The 21607-nt window shown below is 44.6% G+C and carries 12 protein-coding genes and 1 other RNA gene; 9 read left to right on the top strand and 4 right to left on the bottom strand.

Annotated elements, in window-relative coordinates:
* Positions 1 to 2 precede the first annotated feature (2 nt).
* From KFE98_03570 to KFE98_03560, 3 genes are all read left to right on the top strand, one after another.
* A complete protein-coding gene (locus tag KFE98_03570; GenBank protein ID UTW63247.1) occupies positions 3 to 746 on the top strand; it encodes a response regulator transcription factor in 744 nt (247 codons plus the stop codon).
* 201 nt (positions 747 to 947) lie between these two features.
* The gene (locus KFE98_03565; protein UTW63246.1) at positions 948 to 6443 is read left to right on the top strand and encodes a right-handed parallel beta-helix repeat-containing protein; all 5496 of its coding nucleotides are present in this window, start codon (positions 948 to 950) and stop codon (positions 6441 to 6443) included.
* 183 nt (positions 6444 to 6626) lie between these two features.
* Positions 6627 to 8660: a dihydrofolate reductase gene (locus KFE98_03560; GenBank protein UTW63245.1), complete on the top strand. Its 2034-nt coding sequence runs from the start codon at positions 6627 to 6629 to the stop codon at positions 8658 to 8660.
* A 68-nt stretch (positions 8661 to 8728) separates the two neighbouring features.
* Here KFE98_03560 and rnpB read toward each other — a convergent pair.
* An RNA gene (gene rnpB / locus KFE98_03555) (RNase P RNA component class A) lies at positions 8729 to 9072 on the bottom strand.
* A gap of 191 nt (positions 9073 to 9263) precedes the next feature.
* Here rnpB and KFE98_03550 point away from each other — a divergent pair.
* From KFE98_03550 to KFE98_03540, 3 genes are all read left to right on the top strand, one after another.
* Positions 9264 to 12269 carry a serine hydrolase gene (locus KFE98_03550; protein UTW63244.1) on the top strand — a complete coding sequence of 1002 codons (3006 nt, stop codon included), beginning with the start codon at positions 9264 to 9266 and terminating at the stop codon, positions 12267 to 12269.
* Positions 12270 to 12348: 79 nt separating this feature from the next.
* A complete protein-coding gene (bshA, locus tag KFE98_03545; GenBank protein ID UTW63243.1) occupies positions 12349 to 13485 on the top strand; it encodes an N-acetyl-alpha-D-glucosaminyl L-malate synthase BshA in 1137 nt (378 codons plus the stop codon).
* Positions 13486 to 13516: 31 nt separating this feature from the next.
* Positions 13517 to 13723, top strand: coding sequence for a hypothetical protein (locus KFE98_03540; protein ID UTW63242.1), 207 nt, complete (start codon positions 13517 to 13519; stop codon positions 13721 to 13723).
* 1 nt (position 13724) lies between these two features.
* Here the strand turns inward: KFE98_03540 and KFE98_03535 are convergent, their stop codons facing one another.
* From KFE98_03535 to KFE98_03525, 3 genes are read right to left on the bottom strand one after another with little or no spacing between them, the layout of a single operon-like run.
* Positions 13725 to 14078 (bottom strand): translation initiation factor, encoded by a 354-nt coding sequence (locus tag KFE98_03535; GenBank protein UTW63241.1) that lies wholly within the window; start codon positions 14076 to 14078, stop codon positions 13725 to 13727.
* A complete protein-coding gene (locus KFE98_03530) occupies positions 14075 to 14971 on the bottom strand; it encodes a YegS/Rv2252/BmrU family lipid kinase (GenBank protein ID UTW63240.1) in 897 nt (298 codons plus the stop codon). Before KFE98_03530 ends, KFE98_03535 begins: the two co-directional genes overlap by 4 nt.
* Positions 14968 to 16845 (bottom strand): sulfatase-like hydrolase/transferase, encoded by a 1878-nt coding sequence (locus KFE98_03525; GenBank protein UTW63239.1) that lies wholly within the window; start codon positions 16843 to 16845, stop codon positions 14968 to 14970. The genes KFE98_03530 and KFE98_03525 overlap by 4 nt, the downstream gene beginning before the upstream one ends.
* A 360-nt stretch (positions 16846 to 17205) precedes the next feature.
* Between KFE98_03525 and KFE98_03520 the strand changes: the two genes are divergently transcribed.
* The 3 genes from KFE98_03520 (at position 17206) to KFE98_03510 (ending at position 21595) form a co-directional block, all read left to right on the top strand.
* Positions 17206 to 19182 (top strand): dehydrogenase E1 component subunit alpha/beta, encoded by a 1977-nt coding sequence (locus KFE98_03520; GenBank protein ID UTW63238.1) that lies wholly within the window; start codon positions 17206 to 17208, stop codon positions 19180 to 19182.
* A gap of 113 nt (positions 19183 to 19295) precedes the next feature.
* Positions 19296 to 20477, top strand: coding sequence for a DUF4856 domain-containing protein (locus tag KFE98_03515; protein UTW63237.1), 1182 nt, complete (start codon positions 19296 to 19298; stop codon positions 20475 to 20477).
* Positions 20477 to 21595: an imelysin family protein gene (locus KFE98_03510; protein UTW63236.1), complete on the top strand. Its 1119-nt coding sequence runs from the start codon at positions 20477 to 20479 to the stop codon at positions 21593 to 21595. The genes KFE98_03515 and KFE98_03510 overlap by 1 nt, the downstream gene beginning before the upstream one ends.
* The last annotated feature ends 12 nt before the right edge of the window (positions 21596 to 21607 follow it).

The following is a 21607-nucleotide window of genomic DNA, read 5'->3' as shown; positions in this document are numbered from 1 at the left end:
CTGTGCACGCCCTTATATTAGACGACGAGATTAATCCCGCTAATCACCTCAAAGCATTGTTGAAAAAGTATTGCCCTGAAGTGACTTCTATTACCATTCTGACCAATCCGGTTGAGGCCTTACTCTATTTGAAAAAGGAGTCCACTCAGCTGCTTTTTTTGGATATTGAAATGCCCGAAATGAATGGGTTTGAGTTTATCGAAATTGTAGGGGTCGAAAATCTTCCTGGAGTGATTTTTACAACCGCTCATAGCAAATATGCGGTACAGGCTTTTCGGGTTAATCCCATTGACTTTTTGCTTAAACCCGTTGATGAAAATGAATTGGTTGAGGCCGTAAGTCGAGTGACTTCCACTGAGGTGAATGACCTCGAATCGAAATTGGAATCGTTGCTAAATCATTTTCCCGAACCCTTTCACAAACGCATACCGCTAACTGAAGGACAATCGTACCATTTTGTGGAGATCGATCAAATCATCCGGGTCAAAGCATCGGGGAGTTATTCGGAGTTTTACCTGAAAGAGGGGCGTAAAATTCTCACCAGTAGAAGGCTTAAATACTATGCTGATCGATTGGAAAAAAGAGGATTCATTCGCACCCACAATTCCCACTTAGTCAATGTTCAATGCGTCAAAACCTTCATTCGATCCAATGGAGGAGAATTGGAACTTGAGGGAGGGCATTTTGTTCCGGTGAGTTTACGAATGAAAGATCATGTGAAAAGGAAGCTACGCCTTTTGGAGTAAGGGTGCCGCAGTTCGTGGACCTTCCATGCCATGAGTTATCGCTGTTTTGGAGCATGAATCTATAGCGTCATTTAAGCCTTTATTGCCTCAAATTGTGAGAGTTGACCAGCCAACCACCGGGGTGCTTTTTTCGTCTATAACTGAAATAGTTGTTACCTTTAGTGACTTAGGTAGGATAAGCAGATTTAACACCCAACAATTATGAATAAAATATTTTCGCTGACCCTGGCTTTCCTTGCATTCAGTTTGACTGGTCTCGCCCAGCTTTCTGGTTCGTACACTGTCGGGGGTACTGGAGCCAATTATGCCACCGTTGTTGAAGCGGTTGATTCACTCAACTCTCAAGGTGTAAATGGGGCAGTAACCTTTAAGATTCGCACCGGTACTTATACCGGTCGGATACAGATAAATGCCATTACCGGAAGCTCGGCGATCAATACGGTTACCTTTCAACCTGATTCTGCCAATACAGGTGCTGTTATTCTGCAATATGGAGCCCTTTCAGCCGCCAATAGCGGAACGATCACCCTAAGTGGTTGTGATTATGTAACCTTCGATTCTCTTACTGTTCGCGTTACCGGTATCAGCTATGGTCATGCTGTTGAATTTACAGGAGCCACGAGCAATATCACCTTTACAGAATGCTCCCTCGAAGGTTACAATACCTTTATCAGCAATACAGTACATGCTACAGTTTATGACCATTCCGGAGCAGCCAATCAGGCCACCAACGTCACTTTTAAAGATTGCGCGATCCGAAATGGTTCGTACGGATTTTACATTGCTGGATCAAATACCGTTACCCTGCAAAACGGATGGACCTTGGAGAACAATGAGATTACCGGATGGTATTCCCGTGGTGTTGAAGCTTTGTATACCCTCAATCTAAAGTTGAAGGACAACAAGATTATTTCAAAAAATGTGGCTTCCACTGCTATTTATGGGGTCTATTTGAATTATTCTGATCGCGTTGAAATCGAGCGGAACCAGATTGAATGTTATCCAAGCAGCTACGCCTACGCTTTGTATTTGCGATACTGTGACGGAAGTTTTTCGGATCGAAATCTGATAGCCAGCAATACCATTTATGCCGCTCGTGCCTTTTACGGGGCCTGTCTATACAGCTGCAACTATTCTGACTTTGTTTTCAATACGGTTAAAGTAGATGCTGGATTAACGAACCTGAGAGCAGGTTACTTCTATTTTGGGTCTAACACCACGGTTAAAAACAACATTTTTGCCAACCTTGCTACCTCGGGTCATGCCTATTATACCTTGGGTACTCAAACCCATGATTACAACAACATTTGGGCGCCCCATTCACCTACGCCCAACAACACCACTCCAGGAGCCAATTCGATAGCCGTAGATCCCAATTTTCATGGCGTTACCGATTTGCATGTTGACTTTGTAAAGTTGAATGCCGCTGGACAAACCACTCCCGGTGTTACCACCGATATTGATGGAGACATCAGAAGCACAACTGAGCCCGATATTGGTGCAGATGAATTTGATCCCGATTCTTTGGACATGGGAATCGTCTGGTTGGATGATATCTACTGTACCGGAAGTCAAAGTGTCACCACCAATTTGCTTAATCTCGGATTGGATACCATTAAGACTGCTACCATTCACTGGCTGGTCAAAAGAAATGCGGGTGCATTCGTAGCTCAAACACCCTACAGCTGGACGGGGTCTTTGGCTTCGGCCGAAGAGACCATGGCGACTTTGGGTACCTATACTTTTCAGAAAGATTCTTCCTACCAAATCAGGGCCTATGTGTCGGCTCCGAATTCTGGCGTGGATTTGAATAGCAGCAACGATACCCTGGTTACCCGAACTTTCCAAACGGCCATGTCAGGTACCTATACCATTGGTGGTATTACTCCCGATTTTCCAACTGTTATGAGTGCCATCACAGCTTTGCAGCAAGATGGTGTTTGTGGCCCGGTTACCTTGAAATTGCGTGCCGGAAGTTATAACGAACGCTTGTTGATCAATGGAATTAGTGGTCTCAGTGCAACTGACTCCTTGTTGATTACCGCCGATACCGGAGTGCAGCAAAACCCATTGGTATTTACCAATTTGAGCCCGGGAGTAGAACTTACCGGAATGTCGCACGTAACGATCAAAAACATTCGCTTCCGGTGTGACAATGTTTTTGGTATTGCCATGAATTTTGTTGGCGATAACCATGACATTCACATTGACAGCTGTGAAATTCGGACTGATACAACAAGTACCTCGTTTCAATGTCGGGCAGTTTCTAATCGGGCGAATAATGTCTTGAGTCGTTTAACGATATCCAATTCCGTCATTCGAGGTGGATACTTTGGAGTGAACATAGAAGGTACGGGAGCTACTTTCCGCGATACCAGTTTTGTACTCCAAAATTCTGAAGTTCTTGATTTCTACTACCAGGGAATCAATATCGCTTACAATGAGGGGCCCAAAGTGGAGCATTGTAAAGTGTCTCCTCGGATAAATGTTCCTTACACGACCTATGGTGTTTACATTTACTACAGCCGCTTCCTGAAATTCAACAACAACTTTGTATCCGTTGGCGCTTCCAATGCCCAGGTAGTATACATGAACCTGATTGAAGGAGTTAACGGCAACCGTTGTGAAGTGTTCAATAACTGGATCGTGATGCCCAATCACAGTGCTCCAGAGGGGGATGGTCTTCAAATTCTTGCCGGAAGTTATATGGATATTGCCCACAACAATGTTTTATTCAATGCAGGAGGTCAGGCGTCAACAGCCATGTTTATGAACAATGCGGCTACTTGTCTTCTTCAAAACAACTGCGTGGCGCATTTGGGATCTGGAACAGCTTACGAGCAGGCAGGCCCCATGCAGGAATCTTACAACAACTTTCATTCCCGATCGGGAATTGACTTCCTATCTACCCAAACTCAGGCGTCAACCACCATCAACGTGGATCCGGGTTACTACTCCGTCTCTGATTTGCATGTTCAGGCCATTGATTTGAACAACATGGGAACACCGATTACCGCTGTTCCATTAGATTATGATGGCCAGGTAAGAAGTGTGACGGCACCCGATATCGGAGCGGATGAGTTTTCTCCAAAATCCATTGACCTTAGACCCATTGGTTTGATTTCACCGAACAGTGGTGATTGCGGGATGGATTCGGTTGATGTGGAAGTATTGGTAAAAAACAATGGTACCAATTCTATTACCAGCCTTCCGATAGAGGTGCAAGTGATCGGTGCTCATTCAGATACAATAAGTACGACCGTGAGTCGCACCATTCAGTCCAATAAAGCGGATACCGTTTTGGTGGGTAAAATCAGCACTCGATTGGGTGGCCGTTTTCAAATTAAAATCATTTCCAACCTGAACAACGATTCGCTTAGAATCAACGATACTTTAGAATTTGGCAACTTCTTTATCAATCGAACGCCAAACGATCCTGTAGTGGGAACCAACATAGTGGCATGTTCAGATATTGATACCACCTTGGTTTCAACCTCCAATGGAAAATTGACCTACTGGTATGACAAGCCAGGTGGAAATAGAATTCACACCGGAGACTCATTCCGTTTAAACATTTCCACTCCAGATACACTTTGGGTAGAGGCTTCTGATGACTACGTTAGTAATTTCGGGATGAAAAATATTTCCGGTACCACTGGAGCTAACTACTCCTTTATGACGCAGGGAATGACCTTTGATGCCGTTCGAGAATTTACGATTGACTCAGTTACCGTTCACCCCTTTGATTCGGGCGATGTAATCGTTAACCTATTGGATGCCTCCAATACCAAAATCATGTCCGATACCTTCAAGGTTGGAATTACGGGAGAAGAGGTTTTGCCTATTAACTTTTTGGTACCTCAGGGATACGGATACAAACTGGAAGCAACAGGGACCACTTGTCGTGGATTATGGAGAACCTACAGCACGGTAAATTATCCGTATTGGGATGCTGATTCCGCCTGTGTATTACTTGGAGATATCAACGGAAGCACCTTTTCTTACTACTTCTTCTATGATTGGTACATCTCGGTAGATGGTTGTAATTCTAATTTGGTAGAAGTGCCCGTTGGAGTGCGCCCTTCCTTGAATGTGGATATCGGCCGAGATACTGGTTATTGTGTGGGAGTTTCGATCAATCACCCTCTGAATGCCACGACCACTGGAGCTGTATCCTACAAATGGCAGGACAATTCCACCAGTCCGAATTTTAGTGTAACTCGCAAGGGTACCTACTTTGTGGATGTAGCTGCATCGAATGGATGTGTAACCCGGGATAGTATTGAAATTATTGAAGTGCCTTATCCCACTGTGACCTTTAGTCCACGGATGGTTTGCGAAAACGCGGCTGCCGATAGTCTCCATGGTCAGCCCAGAGGAGGTATGATTACCGGAACCGGTGTGGTCAACAATCGCTTTGACCCGAAGATTGCCGGACTCGGAAATCACTTGATCACTTATCGATATTCAAATTATTATGGATGTGCCAGTACGGCAACGGCTTTAGTAAAAGTGGATACAACCGTGAATGTATCCTTAGCCCCGATGACCGCCGTGTGCCAGGATCGTAGAAATCGAATGGCCCTAAGCGGAGGGTCACCCGTTGGTCCATCCGGATACTACTATGGTCGAAATGTGCAGCACAGCAAGTTCTTGCCCAAGGATGTGGGTACCGACACCATTTACTACGTGTTTTACGGAATGAATGGTTGCCACGACACGGCTTGGACAACCGTTCAAGTGAAGCCCGCACCTTACGTAACCTTTGACTCCATATCAACCCTGTGTGAGAATCAAGGAAATTTTGCACTAAATGTGACTCCGGCTGGAGGAACCTTCGGTGGAGGTACCGTGAATGGGACTATTTTGAATCCTGCTGCTACAGGCCCAGGTTTGCACAATATTACCTATACCGTGAATGGAACAGGTGGCTGTAATACCACTGAGATTCGTCCGGTACTGATTCACCCGAAACCTAACGTACAATTACCCGATCAGCCCGAGGCATGTGAAAATCAGACTACCGTTGGATTATTGAGTGGTACGCCTCCAGCAGGTACGTTGTTTGGGCAATACGTGAATTCTAACGCCCGAAGTTTTGATGTTCAATCATCAGGCTTGGGTAGTTTCCCAGTATACTACAGCTTTACTGACTTCAGAGGATGTACCGATACGGCGAGCAAGAATGTTTTGATAAAACCCATTCCAGCTGTGAATTTGGGGGGTGATCGTAGCTTCTGTGGGAATCAAACCTTAGAGTTGGATGCCGGAAATGCGGGTGCTAATTACACTTGGAACACAGGAGGAAGTAGCCAGAAAATTACCGTAACCAAGGCTGGCCGTTATTCAGTCGTAGTGGATTTGAATGGCTGCGCCAATCAGGATGAGGTGTTAATTTCCTATCAGGATATTTGTTTAGGCATTGATCCTTCATTGGCCCAAACAGCAGATATTACGCTATTTCCAAATCCATCAGATCAGCAGTTGAATATTGAGCTGAAAGGAATGGAGGGCATTGAGGCAGTTCTTACGCTTACCGGAATGTTGGGCGAAGAGATTACTTCCAGAACCCTTTATGAAATTCCTTCGGTTCATCAGGAAACCGTTGATGTATCGGCTTTGGCTAATGGAATCTATCTGTTGCGGATTTCCACTTCAAAAGGTGATGCCGTTTATCGAGTTACGGTTCAGCATTAGAATCTTGAATTCTGAATTTTGATGTTATCCTAAGCACTTAAAATTCGAAATATTGATCTCATTCTTCCATCTTGAAATCCTACAAATTTGAGCTTCAAGATTCAAGATTGAGGATTCAAGATTGAAACCCCATCGATCATTTCTCCGATTATGCGATATTTGGGATCCTAAAATTTCACGCACATGAAAACCAGAGCATATCTGCTTAGCGGATTGGCGGCACTTTCGCTGTATTCCTGCCAGGTAGAAAAATCGAATGACACAATGGATAACGCTGATAATCCAGAGAAAACAGAAGAAAAATTTAAGTATCAAACCGAGCAATTTGCGGATATTAAAATCATTCGCTATCAAGTGCCTGGGTTTGATCAGTTGACTCCGAAGCAAAAGGAACTTGTCTATTATCTATACCAAGTGAGCTTGAGTGGTCGCGATATTATCTACGATCAGAACTACAAGCACAACATAGTTATCCGGAGAGCTCTGGAAAATGTGATTGCTAACTACCAGGGTGATAAAAACTCGGCCGATTGGAAAGGGTTTATGGATTACACCAAAAGAGTATGGTTCTCCAACGGTATTCACCATCACTATTCCACGGAGAAATTCAACCCTACTTGTAGCCGGGAATTCTTCGATCAGGTATTGACCGAAACAAATACCACTTTGGACGCAGCTATCGTGGACATCATTTTTGATAAAACCACCGATACCAAGCGAGTGAATCTGGACCCTAAGAAAGACTTGATCGCTGGTTCTGCGAACAACTTCTACGACGATGGAATTACCCAAGAAGAAGTTAAGGCTTACTACAAATCAGTAATCGATACCAACGATGCCGAACCAATCTCTTATGGATTGAACTCTAAGTTGGTTCGCGACGAGAATGGTAACCTTACTGAAATGGTTTGGAAGGCTGACGGTATGTATGGTTCAGCGATCCAAAAAATGATTTATTGGTTGGAGAAAGCCGCCACCGTTGCTGAAAGCGAAGAGCAGAAAAAAGGATTTGAATTGTTGATCGAATACTACAAAACCGGTGATCTGGAAAAGTGGGATGAGTACAACATTCAATGGACTCAAACAACTGGTGATGTGGTAGACTACATCAATGGATTTATCGAGGTATATGGTGATGCCATGGGCTACCGTGCGACTTATGAATCCATTATTCAGGTAAAAGATTTTGATGCTTCTGAGCGGATGAAAGTTCTTCAGGACAACGTTCAGTGGTTTGAAGACAACTCGAGCATTGAAGACCGTCACAAGAAGGAAAAAGTAGTGGGTGTTACCTACAAGGTAATCAACGTTGCCGTGGAAAGTGGAGACGCTTCTCCAAGCACACCAATCGGTGTGAACTTACCTAATGCCAACTGGATCCGTGCTAAGCATGGTTCTAAGTCCGTTTCTCTTGGAAACATTGTTGAGGCCTACAGCCAGGCTGGTGGATCTAAAATGTTAAAGGAATTCTGCCTGACCGAGGAAGAGTACCAAAGAGCAAAAGATCACGGAAAATTGGCATCCAAACTACACACCGCTCTACACGAAGTAGTAGGTCACGCTTCCGGAAAACTGGAAGAAGGTGTAGGAACGCCTAAGGAAACTTTGGAAAGCTATGCATCAACTCTGGAAGAGGGTAGAGCTGACTTGGTAGCCTTGTACTTCTTGTTGGACTCTCATTTGATCGATTTGGGATTGATGGAAAGTCTTGAAGTTGGAAAAGCCGAGTACGATTCTTACATCCGCAATGGTTTGATGGCTCAGCTTCGTCGTTTGGAGCCAGGAGCTGATATTGAAGAAGCTCACATGAGAAACCGTCAGTTGGTAGCTTCTTGGGCCTACGAAAGAGGAAAAGAAGAAAACGTCATTGAAAAAGTGGTTCAGGATGGAAAGACCTATTTCCGGATCAACGACTATGAAAAACTACAGGTAATTTTCGGTGAATTGTTGCGTGAAATTCAGCGAATTAAATCTCAGGGTGATTATGCTGCCGCTACTGAAATGGTAGAAGGATATGGTGTAAAAGTGGATCAGGACATTCACCGCGAAGTATTGGAGCGTAGCGAGAAGCTAAACATTGCTCCTTACGGTGGATTCATTAACCCACGATTGGTACCCGTAGAAAAAGACGGAAAAATCGTTGACGTTAAAGTAGAATACCCAGACGACTTTAGCGAGCAAATGATGGAGTACGCTAAGAACTACTCATTCCTATAAAGAGAACGAGTTCGAAGAGCGAGGACGGTCTTTAAAAGATTCGTTCTCGTTCTACGTTCTCATTGCTTAAATGCTACAACCTTAATAAGCCGGATTCTGTTTTAATCCATCATTTGTCTATACGACCTACCCTCCCGGTTTGGACGAGCAGCCCTCAAACCCGGGTTTATTTGGCCTTTCACCCCAAAAGGTTTACCAAGCTAAGGCTGTTGCCAACCCTACTGGTGCGCTCTTACCGCACCTTTTCACCCTTACCTTTTCCAATAAAATTGAAAACGGCGGTATACTTTCTGCGGCCCTATCTGTCAATTGCCAGTCTCCCAACAACTGCCCCTGGTTTCTCAGGGTATGGCGCTCTTCGGTGTCCGGACTTTCCTCTCCGACAAAGCGGAGCGATGGAACGAATTGCAACGCTGCAAAAGTAACAAGGAAGTTTCAATCATCAATCTCGAATCTTGAACATGAAAAAATGAAGATTGATGATTCAAGATTCAAGATTGAAAAGTTCAACTCGAAATGTTAATAAGTACCTTTCCTAACTACCTGGCACGGTGTTGGATATTCTAATTTTAGATGTTGAATTCCCTTCAATTCGCGTAACACATGATCCGATCCGCAATTACCTGGTTCTTTTGCCTTTGGCTTGTCCTGCCCACCTATGCGCAGTTCAGCGATATCGCAGATGATCCGGAGTCAAAGCCCTACTTATCGACTTTTCAAACCCCCGAATTTCTGCTTGATTCTACCGATCAATGGGTGGATAAAACCATGCGTAACCTAACCGAAGAGCAACGGATCGCCCAGCTTTTTATGGTAGCAGCCTACTCCAACCGGGACGAGGATCACATTAAACAAATCAATAAGCTCATTACCCAGTACCACATTGGCGGGCTGATTTTCTTTCAAGGAGGTCCTGTTCGTCAGGCTAAATTGACGAATGCTTACCAGGAGAAAAGTGAGGTGCCGTTGATGATCGCAATGGATGCTGAATGGGGGCTTTCCATGCGGTTGGATAGCACGATGGAATTTCCTCGTCAAATGGCCTTGGGAGCCATTGCGGATCCCTCTGAAGTGTACGAAATGGGTCGTGTTTTGGCCATGCAATGTAAACGCCTTGGAGTGCACGTGAATTTTGCACCCGTGGTTGACATAAACAACAACCCCAACAACCCGGTTATCAATTCCCGGTCTTTTGGAGAAGATAAACTGCGTGTGGCTCAGATGGGAATGGCCTACATGAAGGGAATGCAGGATGAACATGTGGTGGCCTGTGCCAAGCACTTTCCTGGGCACGGCGATACGGACAAAGATTCGCACAAGGCACTTCCCGTGATTAACCACGATAGTACCCGCCTGCATGATATTGAACTCTATCCTTTCCGAGAGTTGATCAATGGTGGTTTGGCCAGTGTGATGGTTGCTCACTTGCAAGTACCTGCCTTAGAACCTGCAGAAAACACAGCAACAACTTTGAGCCCTAATGTGGTGACAGAACTGTTGCAAGATGACCTTAAATTCAAGGGACTCATTTTTACCGATGCACTCAACATGAAAGGGGTGAGCCAGTTTTACAAACCTGGAGAAGTAGATGTAAAAGCTTTGCTGGCCGGTAACGATGTATTGCTCTTTGCTGAAGATGTTCCTCAAGCGATCAAAAAAATCAAAGAAAGTATTGCTGAAGGGTTGATTACTCAAGAAGAAGTGGATCGTCGCTGCCGTAAAATATTAGCTGCCAAAAAGTGGGTGGGGTTGGATAAATACGAACCCATCGTTCTCGATAATTTGGCCAATGACCTGTCGGAAAAAGAGGCTGAAATGGTGAATCGGAACCTAGTGAAGAAGTCCCTGACTCTATTGAAAAACAACAAGCAGGTGATTCCCATTCGCAATTTGGATAGCCTGAAAATTGCCAGCATCGCCATTGGGGCTGATTCGGTAAATACCTTTCAAAGTGGTCTGTCCCGATATGCTCAGGTCGACCATTTTCAGGTGAGCAAGAAACCGCAACTTAAGAACCTGATTGAGATCAATGACAAAGTAGCCGACTACGATTTGCTCATTGTGAGTTTGCATGGTACAAGTCAATACCCTTCCCGAAAATTTGGAGTGACCAACGAAGCCGTTGACTTCTTGACCTTGCTCGCTGAGAAGAAACCAACGATATTCTCCTATTTCGGAAATCCTTATGGTCTTGCCCGTTTCACTGGGGTAAACCGATTGGAAGCATTGGCCATGGGATACCATGATAACGAATGGTACCAGGACTATATGGCTCAAGCCCTGTTTGGAGCAATTCCGTTTGAAGGAAAGCTACCGGTTTCCGTTGGTGAAACTTTTCCGGTGGGAACAGGTCTAGCTGAAGAAGCTATTGGGCGGTTCGAATATTCGCTTCCTGAAGATTTAGGAATCAATAGTTCAGACCTGGCTCAAATCGATTCTATTGCCTGGGAAGGAATTCGCCAGGGAGCTTATCCTGGATGCCAGATTCTGGTAGCCCGCAAGGGAAAGGTACTTTACTCTAAAAATTTTGGATACCACACCTACGACAAAAAGATTCCGGTTACGGACGAATCCATTTACGATTTGGCTTCCATTACCAAAGTGGCAGCAACAACCTTCAGCTTGATGAAGCTGATGGATGAAGGGAAGGTTAGCCTCGATAATTACCTGTGTGATTATTTGCCAGAGTGGGTAGATACTGCCACCTATCAGTACAGCGAAATCAAGTTGAGAGATATGCTTGCTCACCAGGCCGGATTGGTGCCTTGGATTCCTTTCTACAAAAGAACTTTGGCCAACGGATACCCGATGTACAACTACTACTCCCTGGTTAAGTCAGAGACGTATCCCTACAAAGTAACTGAGAGCCTTTACATGCATAAGGATTACCCAGCTCAGATAATTAGCGAGATCCTCAATACACCTTTGCGCGACAACCGAGACTATAAATACAGCGATTTGGGTTATTACTTCCTTAAAATGATCGTTGAGAAGGAGACTGGACAGACCTTGGATCAATACGTGCTGCAGGAATTCTATCGCCCCATGGGCTTGACCACCACAGGGTTTTATCCACGGGAAAGGGCCCCTTTGGATCAGATTGTTCCGACAGAAAATGACAAAACCTTTCGCCGTCAGCTTATTCATGGAGACGTTCATGATCCTGGAGCGGCGATGATGGGTGGAGTAGGTGGTCATGCGGGATTGTTTTCCAATGCGAATGACCTGGCCAAGATCATGCAGTGTTTTATGCAATTTGGTCACTATGGCAATGAGCAATACCTCTCTCGGGTAGCGGTTAAAGAGTTTACCAAGTGTCAGTTCTGCGAAGATGACAATCGTCGTGGAGCAGGTTTCGATAAGCCGGTAAGAGATGGCGGCGGCGGCCCGACCTGCCACTGTATTTCTTACGAGAGCTTTGGCCACACAGGGTTTACCGGAACCATGGCTTGGGCCGATCCGACCGAAGAAGTGGTGTACATTTTTCTATCCAATCGGGTGTATCCTGATGCTTCTAACTACAAGCTTATTCAGCTCAATACCCGTACCCGAATTCAGGAAGTGATTTACGATGCGATCGAAGCGTCTAAAAGTCGTGTAGAAGGCTAAACCCTGAAATAGTCTTAAATATTGATCGCCATCAATCACCTGTCCCGATGGAGGATTTAATTTTGGCAAAAAATTAGCAATGAAGATAGGTATCGTGCTTTACCCAACTTTTGGTGGAAGTGGTGTAGTGGCCACCGAATTGGGGATGGCTTTGGCGGAGAAAGGACACGAAGTGCATTTCATTACCTACGATCAGCCGGCCCGGTTGAGTGAGTTGGGTGAAAATATGTTTTACCATGAGGTGAGCGTATCCGATTATCCTTTGTTTCACTATAAGCCTTACGAACTTGTATTAACCAGTAAACTGGTGGATGTGGTAAAACACGAAAAGCTCGATCTTCTTCATGTTCATTACGCCATTCCGCACGCTTCAGCGGCTTTTATGGCGCAAAAAATTTTGGCGAAGGAAAATATCCGAATTCCATACATCACTACGCTACACGGTACGGATATCACCTTGCTGGGACGGGATCCCTCATTTGAACCAGTCATTACTTTCGCCATTAACGAAAGCGATGCCGTAACAGCCGTTTCTGCCAGTTTGAAAGACGATACTCACCGCTTATTCCAAATCAGTCGCCCGATAGATGTGATTCCCAATTTCATTTGCCCGGACAGGCATGTACGCAAGGAAAATCCGTCTTTGGTGAACTACTATGCTCCGAACGGAGAACGCATCATTATGCACATATCCAACTTTAGAAAGGTGAAGCGGGTGCAAGACGTGATGTCTGTGTTCGACAAGGTTCGCAAAGAAGTTCCTTCCAAAATGCTATTTGTTGGAGATGGACCGGAACGTTACCGAATTGAGGCCATGTGCAGGGAGTTGGGAGCTTGTGACGATACTTTTTTCCTGGGCAAAATTCAAGGAGTGGAAGAAGTACTCAGCATTGCTGACCTGTTTTTATTGACCTCGGAAACTGAAAGTTTTGGATTGGCTGCGTTGGAAGCTATGATTACCAAAGTGCCCGTTATTTCTACCAATACCGGTGGTTTGCCCGAGGTGAATAAACATGAGTATTCTGGCTACCTGAGCGACGTTGGTGATGTGGATGACATGGCTGCCAATGCCTTGAAAATATTGAGGGATACAGAAACCTTGAACCGGTTCAAAGAGCAGGCCTATGAGCAAGCCTTGGAATTTGACATCAATCGAATTTTACCCCAGTACGAAGCCCTGTATAATCAAGTGCTGAAGAATCCTGTTGTGGAATGATACTTGTATATTTGAAGGGTAAATGATAACCATGAAACGGATATTTATCACCTTGTCTTTTGCCGCTGGCTTATTGGCCATGACGTCTTGTTCCAAGTGTTATGAGTGTCGGGTTCCGGTCGAAGTTCGTACGCCAGACACCACCTACACGGAGTATCAGGAAGAATCGTTGTGTACCGCTAATGAGAGTGAGCTTAAGGCCAAAGAAGACGACGGCTACACCTGTACCGGATCTTGATTTACCCGCCTGCTTTTTTACACGGGTAATTCCACTCTTTGAGCAAGGAAACCATCTTGTCACGCTGGTCTCCCTGAATTAAGATTTCTCCATCTTTTACCGAACCACCTACGCCACATTTCGTTTTCAGCTTTTTGGACAAATCGATAAGGTCATCTTCCGTTCCAACAAATCCCTTAACTACGCTTACCGATTTTCCTCCGCGGCCTTTCTTTTCCAGATAAACTCGTAGCTCCTGATCCTCAGGATCAAGGGTTTCCATCTCTTCATCCGATTCTGTTTCGTAGCTAAAATCCGGATTGGTGGAGTAAACCACATCAATTCTGTTTTTGCGGTTATTCTTTTTTCGGCTCATACGATTTTGTTTTTGGGAACGATAACGTTCAGGCATTTGGGACGAATGATGGCTTCCAAGGGGTAGGTCAACAAAACGGAATCTCCGTCAATGTGAGCATGGGTCTTTTTTTCGCCTTCAGTTCCATGAATCTGAACCCGGGTTATCTGTTCGCTTTCGTAATACTTGGATTGATGAAGGTTATTGGTCATCAAACTCAAACCAATTTGAGGGCCCAGGATTTTGGGATAACTGTGAATGATACTAAGGTCCAATAAGCCATCCATTACGCTGGCATGTTTGGCAATGATGGCATTGTTGCCATACTGCGATGAGTTGGCCACGGTCAGGCTAAAGGCCTGTGTGTCTCGATCCCCATCAGGGGTAGAAATTCTGTAGGTTTTAGACCGGTACTGAGGGAAAAGTTTGACGGCTTCACTGGTGTAACCCAAAATACCTCTGATCGATCTTTTGGAAAACAGGTAGGCTACTTCGGCCTCAAATCCGATTCCTGCCGTTACGAAAAAGGGGTGTCCATTGAGTTCACCTACGTCCATGGCAATGCTGTGGTCTTTCACCAATTCTTCCAGTGCCAGGATCGATTTGAGCGGAATGCCCAAATGTCGGGCTAATCCATTTCCACTTCCTACAGGAATAACTCCAAGAGTGGCTGGCTTGTTCATCAAGGCCCGGGCAATTTCGTTGATCGAACCATCCCCGCCTACACAGACAATGACATCTTCTTTCGTTTTGCCCAATTCCAAAGCCAGTTCGTGAGCATGACCGGGATATTCTGTAAAATGAATGGCCATTTTTTCAGCTCTACCCGAAAAGAATTTTTCGATTAAAGCCCGCTGTTGTTGAGCATTACCCGTTCCTGATTTAGGATTGATTACAAAGTGGTAAAACCTCATTCAGCACTCAATTTGTTGTAGATCATTCGGTTGTTGTATTGCTGGATGATCGCTTTGATCTCCATTTCCAGAGAATCTTTCATAGGAGAAGTCTCCTGCACCAAATTGTTCTTCAATAATGTATCCGAGGTGATGTCAAAAAATCCAACCACCTTTTCATCGCTGTATTGGAGCAGATACTCATCGGTAATGAGTTGATGAACTTCATTGATAAATTGGGTGCTGTATCCTGGATTATCGGTAAAAATGCTTTGGCCAAAAGAGAATATGGGTTGATCGTAATGCAGCCAATCCAAAACTGAGGGTAAAATGTCGGTTTGCTGAGTTACCCGATTGGAGCTTCCGCTCAACGAGCCATCCGGATAATAAGCAATCAGTGGAATGTGATACATACCCAGGGAGTTGCGGTAATATTTGTTTTTGGAATCGGAAGTGTGATCGGCGGTAATGATGAATAGCGTGTTTTCGTACCAATCGCTTTGCTGGGCTTTGATGAAGAATTGTTCCAGGGCAAAGTCGGTGTATTGAACCGTGTTTTCCAAAGGTGTTTTTCCCCCGATAAATCGCTGTTGGTATTGCTCAGGAATAGAGTAGGGGTGGTGCGAGGAGAGACTAAAAAAAACGGAGACAAAAGGCTCGGGAAACTCCTCTAATTCCTGCGCATAAAACTGGAAAAAAGGCTCATCGTAAATCCCCCAGGTGCCATCATAATCACCGTGATTGGGGTATTCGTTCATTCCATAATAGTGCTGAAAATCGGCCGCGGCAGCATAGGCATCAAAATTCATGGTGCCGTTTTTTCCACCGTGAAAAAAGGAAGAGTGGTATCCCTTAGGATTGAGGTATGATGCCAAGCTGCTAAACTCATCTCCAGCATAAGTGGATGAAATGAATGGCGTATTCATCAAGCTGGGAATCCCTGAAACGATGGCAGGAATACCTTCAATCGATTTCTTTCCGTTGGCATAGCAGCGCGTAAATACTCGTGACTTGGCCATTAGTTTGGAAAGAAAGGGCGTTAGTTTCTTTTGGGTTTTATCGCGGTAGATAAACTCATTGGAGAAGCTTTCCAGAACGATGACAACCACGTTTTTGGGGCGGAATTCTCCTTTGCCATTGGGAAAGGTTGTAATGGGATGGTACCAGTCATCCACCTCATCCAAGGTATAGTAATCCACGGGTTCAAGTCCCGTTTTGTCCAGGGTTCGAATGATCGCAAAAGGAGTATTGAGAACCAAAGGAACATTTTGAGGCTGGGTGTTTTTGGCCGCATCCATAATGCCAATTGGTATCAGCTGAGTGCCGCCTCTTCCCATAACGATCAAAGCAGCCAGAATGGAAAGCGTAATTCCAACCCGAATAAACCAATTGGGCGATTGACCTTCCCGAGGTTCGCGTTCGGTTTTGCCGTACACAACAAAAGAGAGGTAAACGAGAATGATAAAGATCAGGTCGATGTACCAGTAGTCCACCAAAAAACGGGGAATGAGGGTATAGATGTCATCTCCGTAAGTGACCAGCGAAAAAATATCGGAAGTAGTGCGTTTGAGGGTGAATTTATAGTACTCAATATCGATGCAGTTGAGCATGACATTAATAGCATTACTCGCCAGAAACGACCACTTGATGATTTGATCATAGAGTTTGTTGACCGGAACCAGCAAGGCGACCAGAGACAATACGTTGAAGGGAAGGAAGAGGTAAAAGAAGGCAGCTCCGTCAAATCGAAGTCCCATCAGAAATTCATCTATTCCCAAGTTGGCAAATTGCCCTGCATTGAAGCCGTAAAACAAAATTCGGCAAAGAGTAAAGACCACAAAGGCCATTAAGGTCCGTTGCAAGTAAGCGGTTAGACGTGCTCGAAATCGATTCATGCGCGGCAAAAATAAGGAAAGAGAGGATTGAGATGCGAGAATCGAGTTCTGAGAGTGAAGGGAAAGTCTTAATAATGTGAAAACTGGATTTTCAATCTCGTTTCTAAATCTTAAACGCTAAGGGAAAATCTTAAATGAGGCGATAAATCTGTTTTCAAGAAACCTGAAAATTTATCGTGATCATTTAACATTTAAGATTGCGCCAGCCCGAGGGGGTAAATCTTAAATGAGGTGCCGCATCCGTTTTCAAGAGTCCTGAAAATTTAACTTGATCATTTAACATTTAAGATTCAAAATCCCTTCTTTCCAACAATTCTTCTTCTCCGATAATTTTACATTTGCCGGGCTAAGTTTTTAGGCATGAAATTCGACAGAAAAAATCTGGATAATAAGGAGCTGATCCGTTTTTACAAATCCTTGCTTCTACCGCGTCAAATCGAAGAGAAGATGATGGTGCAGTTGCGTCAAGGGAAAATTTCTAAGTGGTTCAGCGGCTGGGGACAAGAAGCCATTTCGGTGGGAGCCACTTTGGCTATGAATGAGGAAGAGTTTATTCTTCCCATGCACCGAAACCTGGGAATCTTTACTACACGTAATGTTCCGATGAATCGCTTGTTCTCTCAGTTTCAAGGAAAGCGTTCCGGATTTACCAACGGTCGTGATCGTAGCTTTCACTTTGGAAGTAAGGAACATAAGTTGGTTGGAATGATTTCTCACCTGGGTCCTCAATTGGGGATTGCCGACGGGATTGCCCTGGCTGGTAAACTAAATGGTGAGAAGGCCGCAACCTTGGTGATCTCTGGTGACGGCGGTGCCAGTGAAGGAGATTTTCACGAAGCGCTTAACGTGGCTGCCGTTTGGCAACTGCCCGTGATTTTTCTGATCGAAAACAACCAATGGGGCTTAAGTACTCCATCCAATCAGCAATTCCGATTCAAGCAATTTATAGATAAAGGTCCTGGGTACGGGATGAAGGCCGTTCAGTGTGATGGAAACAACTTACTGGATGTATACAATACCATTAAAGAAGTGGGAGATGAAATGCGGGAAAACCCGGCTCCCGTTTTGGTAGAATGCCTAACCTTTAGAATTCGAGGACACGAAGAAGCTTCTGGAACCAAATACTATCCAGATGGATTGGTCGAAAAATGGGAGGATAAAGATCCCGTCAAAAACTTCGAAGAATACCTATTAAAAGAAAAGGTAATCACCGAAGCTGATGTGGAGCACTTCCGACTCAAGAATAAATTGGCCATCAACAAAGCCGTTGAAGAGGCAGCCCAGGAGGAAACTATAGAAGCAGACGCCGATAAAGAAGTGAGTGACTTGTTTGCTGCTCATGAGCCACAGCTTGTTGAAGCTCAAGGCCCGAAAAAAGAGATGCGCTTCATCGACGCCATTTCTTCTGGATTGAACGAAGGGATGAAAAAGCACCCCGAGTTGGTTCTTATGGGACAAGACATTGGGGAGTACGGCGGTGTGTTTAAAGTAACCGAAGGGTTTGTCGATCAATTTGGCGCCGATCGGGTAAGAAATACACCCTTATGTGAATCTGCCATTGTTGGTGCCGCCTTGGGACTTTCCATCAAAGGGAAGAAAGCCATGATGGAAATGCAGTTTGCGGATTTCGTAACCTGTGGGTTCAATCAAATCGTAAACAACCTGGCCAAGATTCACTGGAGATGGGGGCAAAATGCTGACGTAGTTGTACGTATGCCTACCGGAGCTGGTGTTGGTGCAGGACCATTTCACTCACAGAGCAACGAAGCCTGGTTTTTCCATGTGCCTGGATTGAAAATTGTTTATCCCGCTTTTCCTGAAGAGGCCAAAGGAATGTTGTTGGCCGCCTTAGCTGAGCCGAATCCTGTGATGTTCTTTGAACACAAAGCACTTTACCGCAGTTTGTCTGAAGAGGTGAGTGAAGGATACTACACCTTGCCACTGGACAAAGCCAAAGTGCAGCAAGAAGGTGACGATCTTACCATTATTACCTATGGTATGGGTGTGCATTGGGCTTTGGAAACAGCTAAATCATTTTCAGATCATTCAATTGAGATCATAAACCTGAGATCTCTATCACCCATCGATTGGGATACCTTATATGCATCGGTGGAGAAAACCGGAAAAGTTCTCGTATTGCACGAAGACAATTTGACCGGTGGCATTGGTGCTGAAATTGCCGCTCGAATCAATGAAGATTGTTTCGAATCACTCGACGCTCCTATAAGACGGGTAGCTTCTCTGGATACTCCTATTCCTTTTGCTGCGGCGTTGGAAAAAGACTTCCTGGCATCCGAAAGACTCCAAGAGACTATAGACGAATTACTACGCTATTAGATTTAACTTTAAAATGAGACGAGGTCAAAATACCTATGAGTAGGTATTGTAGTGACCAACCTCGCCTGCTACATTTGCCTTGTTATTTAAAATAAGTCTAAATAAACATAAACATGACAAAAGTCAGATTTTTAGTAGTAGGATTGGCGATGGTTGCAGCTTTCTCAAGTTGTAAGAAAGAAGGGTGTACTGACCCAACAGCAACTAATTACGATAGTGATGCCAAGGAAGATGATGGAAGTTGTATAGCTGCCACGGTTGATTCGAAATATACTCAGCCAAGCACATACGTATTTACGCGTAACAACGAAACCAGTGTAAGCTACAGTGGTCAGACCAACCGATTGGATATGTTGAGCGAGATGACCTCTTATTTGAAATCCGCTAACACTCCAGGTACTTCTTTAGATGCTACCAAGCTTTTAAATATGTACGCTAATGAAAACTCACCTTGGTCAACAGCTGATTTGAATGAGTCTTCTAAGCAATTGAAAAATAAAACAGCTGGTGGTGATGCTTCTATTCAAGCCTATTTCGAAGGGTTGATGAACGCTGCCGCTGCTGGAAGTGATAGTACAGTTACCGGACAGTATGACGGTGCCAATGGAAAGATTGGAGTAGTTCAGTCTGGTACTAAAGCGTATTTGATGGACGCTAAAGGAATGGAGTATACTCAGTTGATCGAAAAAGGATTGATGGGCGCTGTATTCTATCACCAAATTACCAACGTATACTTAGGTTCTGGTAAGATGGACGTTGACAACGAAAGTTTGGTAGACGGTAAGAACTATACCAAAATGGAGCACCACTGGGATGAGGCCTTCGGGTACTTCACTTCAGCTCCTGATTTCCCGGCTAACGGAACAGATCGTTTCTGGGGTAAGTACAGTAATTCTCGTGACGGTTTGTTGGGAACCAACTCGGCTATCATGACCGCTTACTTGAAAGGACGTACCGCAATCATCAACAAAGATTACACCGCTCGTGACGAGGCTATCGCTGAAATTCGCAAGCAATTGGAGCGTGTATGTGCCGGTACTGCAATTCATTACTTGAATTCGGCAAAAGCTGATTTTGCTGATGACGCATTAAGAAATCACACTCTTTCTGAAGCAAGAGCCTTTATCAATGACCTTCGTTTTGGATACGAGCCTTCATTGTCTGGTGCTCAGTTGGATGCCATTCTTGCTAAGTTAGGTGACAACAATTACGAGGTTAAAACGGCTGACATCGACTGGGCAATTGACCAGTTAGGTGCCATTCAGGACTTGGCTTCTCACAAAGCAAACTTGTAGTGAACAAAGGATTTTTACTTTTTCTATTTGCAGCGATTTTGCTGGCCGGATGTAAGAAAGATCCGGATCCGGAACCGACACAACCGGACTCGGCATCTTACGATCAGCAAAGTTTATTGAATAACTGGGGCGATGAAATAATCGTACCCGGTTATTTTGCTTATACCCAGGCCACTTCTGATCAGAAGAGTTTTGCCGATGCTTTTATCAGTGATCCTACTGAATCTTCTTTGCAGGCTTTTTCTGACAAATGGAAGACTTCTCAGAAGACATGGCAGAGTGTATCACTTTTTGAATTTGGACCAGGTTCGGATCATGTAATTCGGGCCAATACCAATATTTATCCTTGCGACACCACTCAGATTGAGAAGAACATTCAAAATGGTAACCTTGATTTGTCAGGAGCATCTCGCTTAGATGAAAAGGGATATGCAGCCATCGATTATTTGCTACACCATGCTACTGCAGCAGAAGTGGTACAGGAGTTTAAGGCAGATTCAAAGCGGGGAGATTACCTTAAAGCTTTGGTTGCTGAAGTAGATCAATTGGCACAAACTGTTTACCAGGAATGGAATTCAGGATCAGGAAACCACGTGGCAGAATTTAAGTCGGCTACCGGCAGTAACGTGGGAAGCTCACTGGGTATCATGATCAATTCGGTTAACATGCATCTGGAGCGTTTTTTACGTGATGGAAAGGTGGGTATTCCTAATGGAGAAAGATCCTTTAGCGGAGATCCCTTGCCCGGGCATGTTGAAGCAGCTTATAAGGGCGATGTTTCTAAAGAATTCATTCGAGCTAATCTAAAAGGACTTGAAAATATCTATTTGGGTACCAAACAAGATGGTAGCAATGGAATGGGTCTTGACGACGCCTTGAATAGCCTCGGTGCAAAACATGGCGATCAGGCCTTGGATGCCGCCATCAAAAGTCAAATTGCTTCTTGTTACAGCGCTATTGATGCCGTTCCTGGAACTATGAAAGAAGCGGTGGTTCAAGACTCCGATAAGGTCTCTGAATTGTTCAAGGAGTTTCAAAAATTGGTGATTCTCCTAAAGGCGGATATGCCCTCAAGTTTAGGAGTACTTATTACTTACCAGGACAACGACGGTGATTAAACAAACATTCCA

This window comes from bacterium SCSIO 12741 (genome assembly GCA_024398055.1).
Lineage (GTDB): Bacteria > Bacteroidota > Bacteroidia > Flavobacteriales_G > Salibacteraceae > SCSIO-12741.
The sequence above is the reverse complement of the archived record's forward strand: the minus strand, read 5'-3'. Positions and strand labels throughout refer to the sequence as shown.

What these genes read in the sequence shown, in the direction of transcription:
- bshA (UTW63243.1), top strand. Translation starts at nt 12,349, where the DNA reads ATGAAGATAGGTATCGTGCTTTACCCAACTTTTGGTGGAAGTGGTGTA.
- KFE98_03530 (UTW63240.1), bottom strand. Translation starts at nt 14,971, where the DNA reads ATGAGGTTTTACCACTTTGTAATCAATCCTAAATCAGGAACGGGTAAT.
- KFE98_03560 (UTW63245.1), top strand. Translation starts at nt 6,627, where the DNA reads ATGAAAACCAGAGCATATCTGCTTAGCGGATTGGCGGCACTTTCGCTG.
- KFE98_03535 (UTW63241.1), bottom strand. Translation starts at nt 14,078, where the DNA reads ATGAGCCGAAAAAAGAATAACCGCAAAAACAGAATTGATGTGGTTTAC.
- KFE98_03515 (UTW63237.1), top strand. Translation starts at nt 19,296, where the DNA reads ATGACAAAAGTCAGATTTTTAGTAGTAGGATTGGCGATGGTTGCAGCT.
- KFE98_03550 (UTW63244.1), top strand. Translation starts at nt 9,264, where the DNA reads ATGATCCGATCCGCAATTACCTGGTTCTTTTGCCTTTGGCTTGTCCTG.
- KFE98_03520 (UTW63238.1), top strand. Translation starts at nt 17,206, where the DNA reads ATGAAATTCGACAGAAAAAATCTGGATAATAAGGAGCTGATCCGTTTT.
- KFE98_03540 (UTW63242.1), top strand. Translation starts at nt 13,517, where the DNA reads ATGAAACGGATATTTATCACCTTGTCTTTTGCCGCTGGCTTATTGGCC.
- KFE98_03565 (UTW63246.1), top strand. Translation starts at nt 948, where the DNA reads ATGAATAAAATATTTTCGCTGACCCTGGCTTTCCTTGCATTCAGTTTG.
- KFE98_03525 (UTW63239.1), bottom strand. Translation starts at nt 16,845, where the DNA reads ATGAATCGATTTCGAGCACGTCTAACCGCTTACTTGCAACGGACCTTA.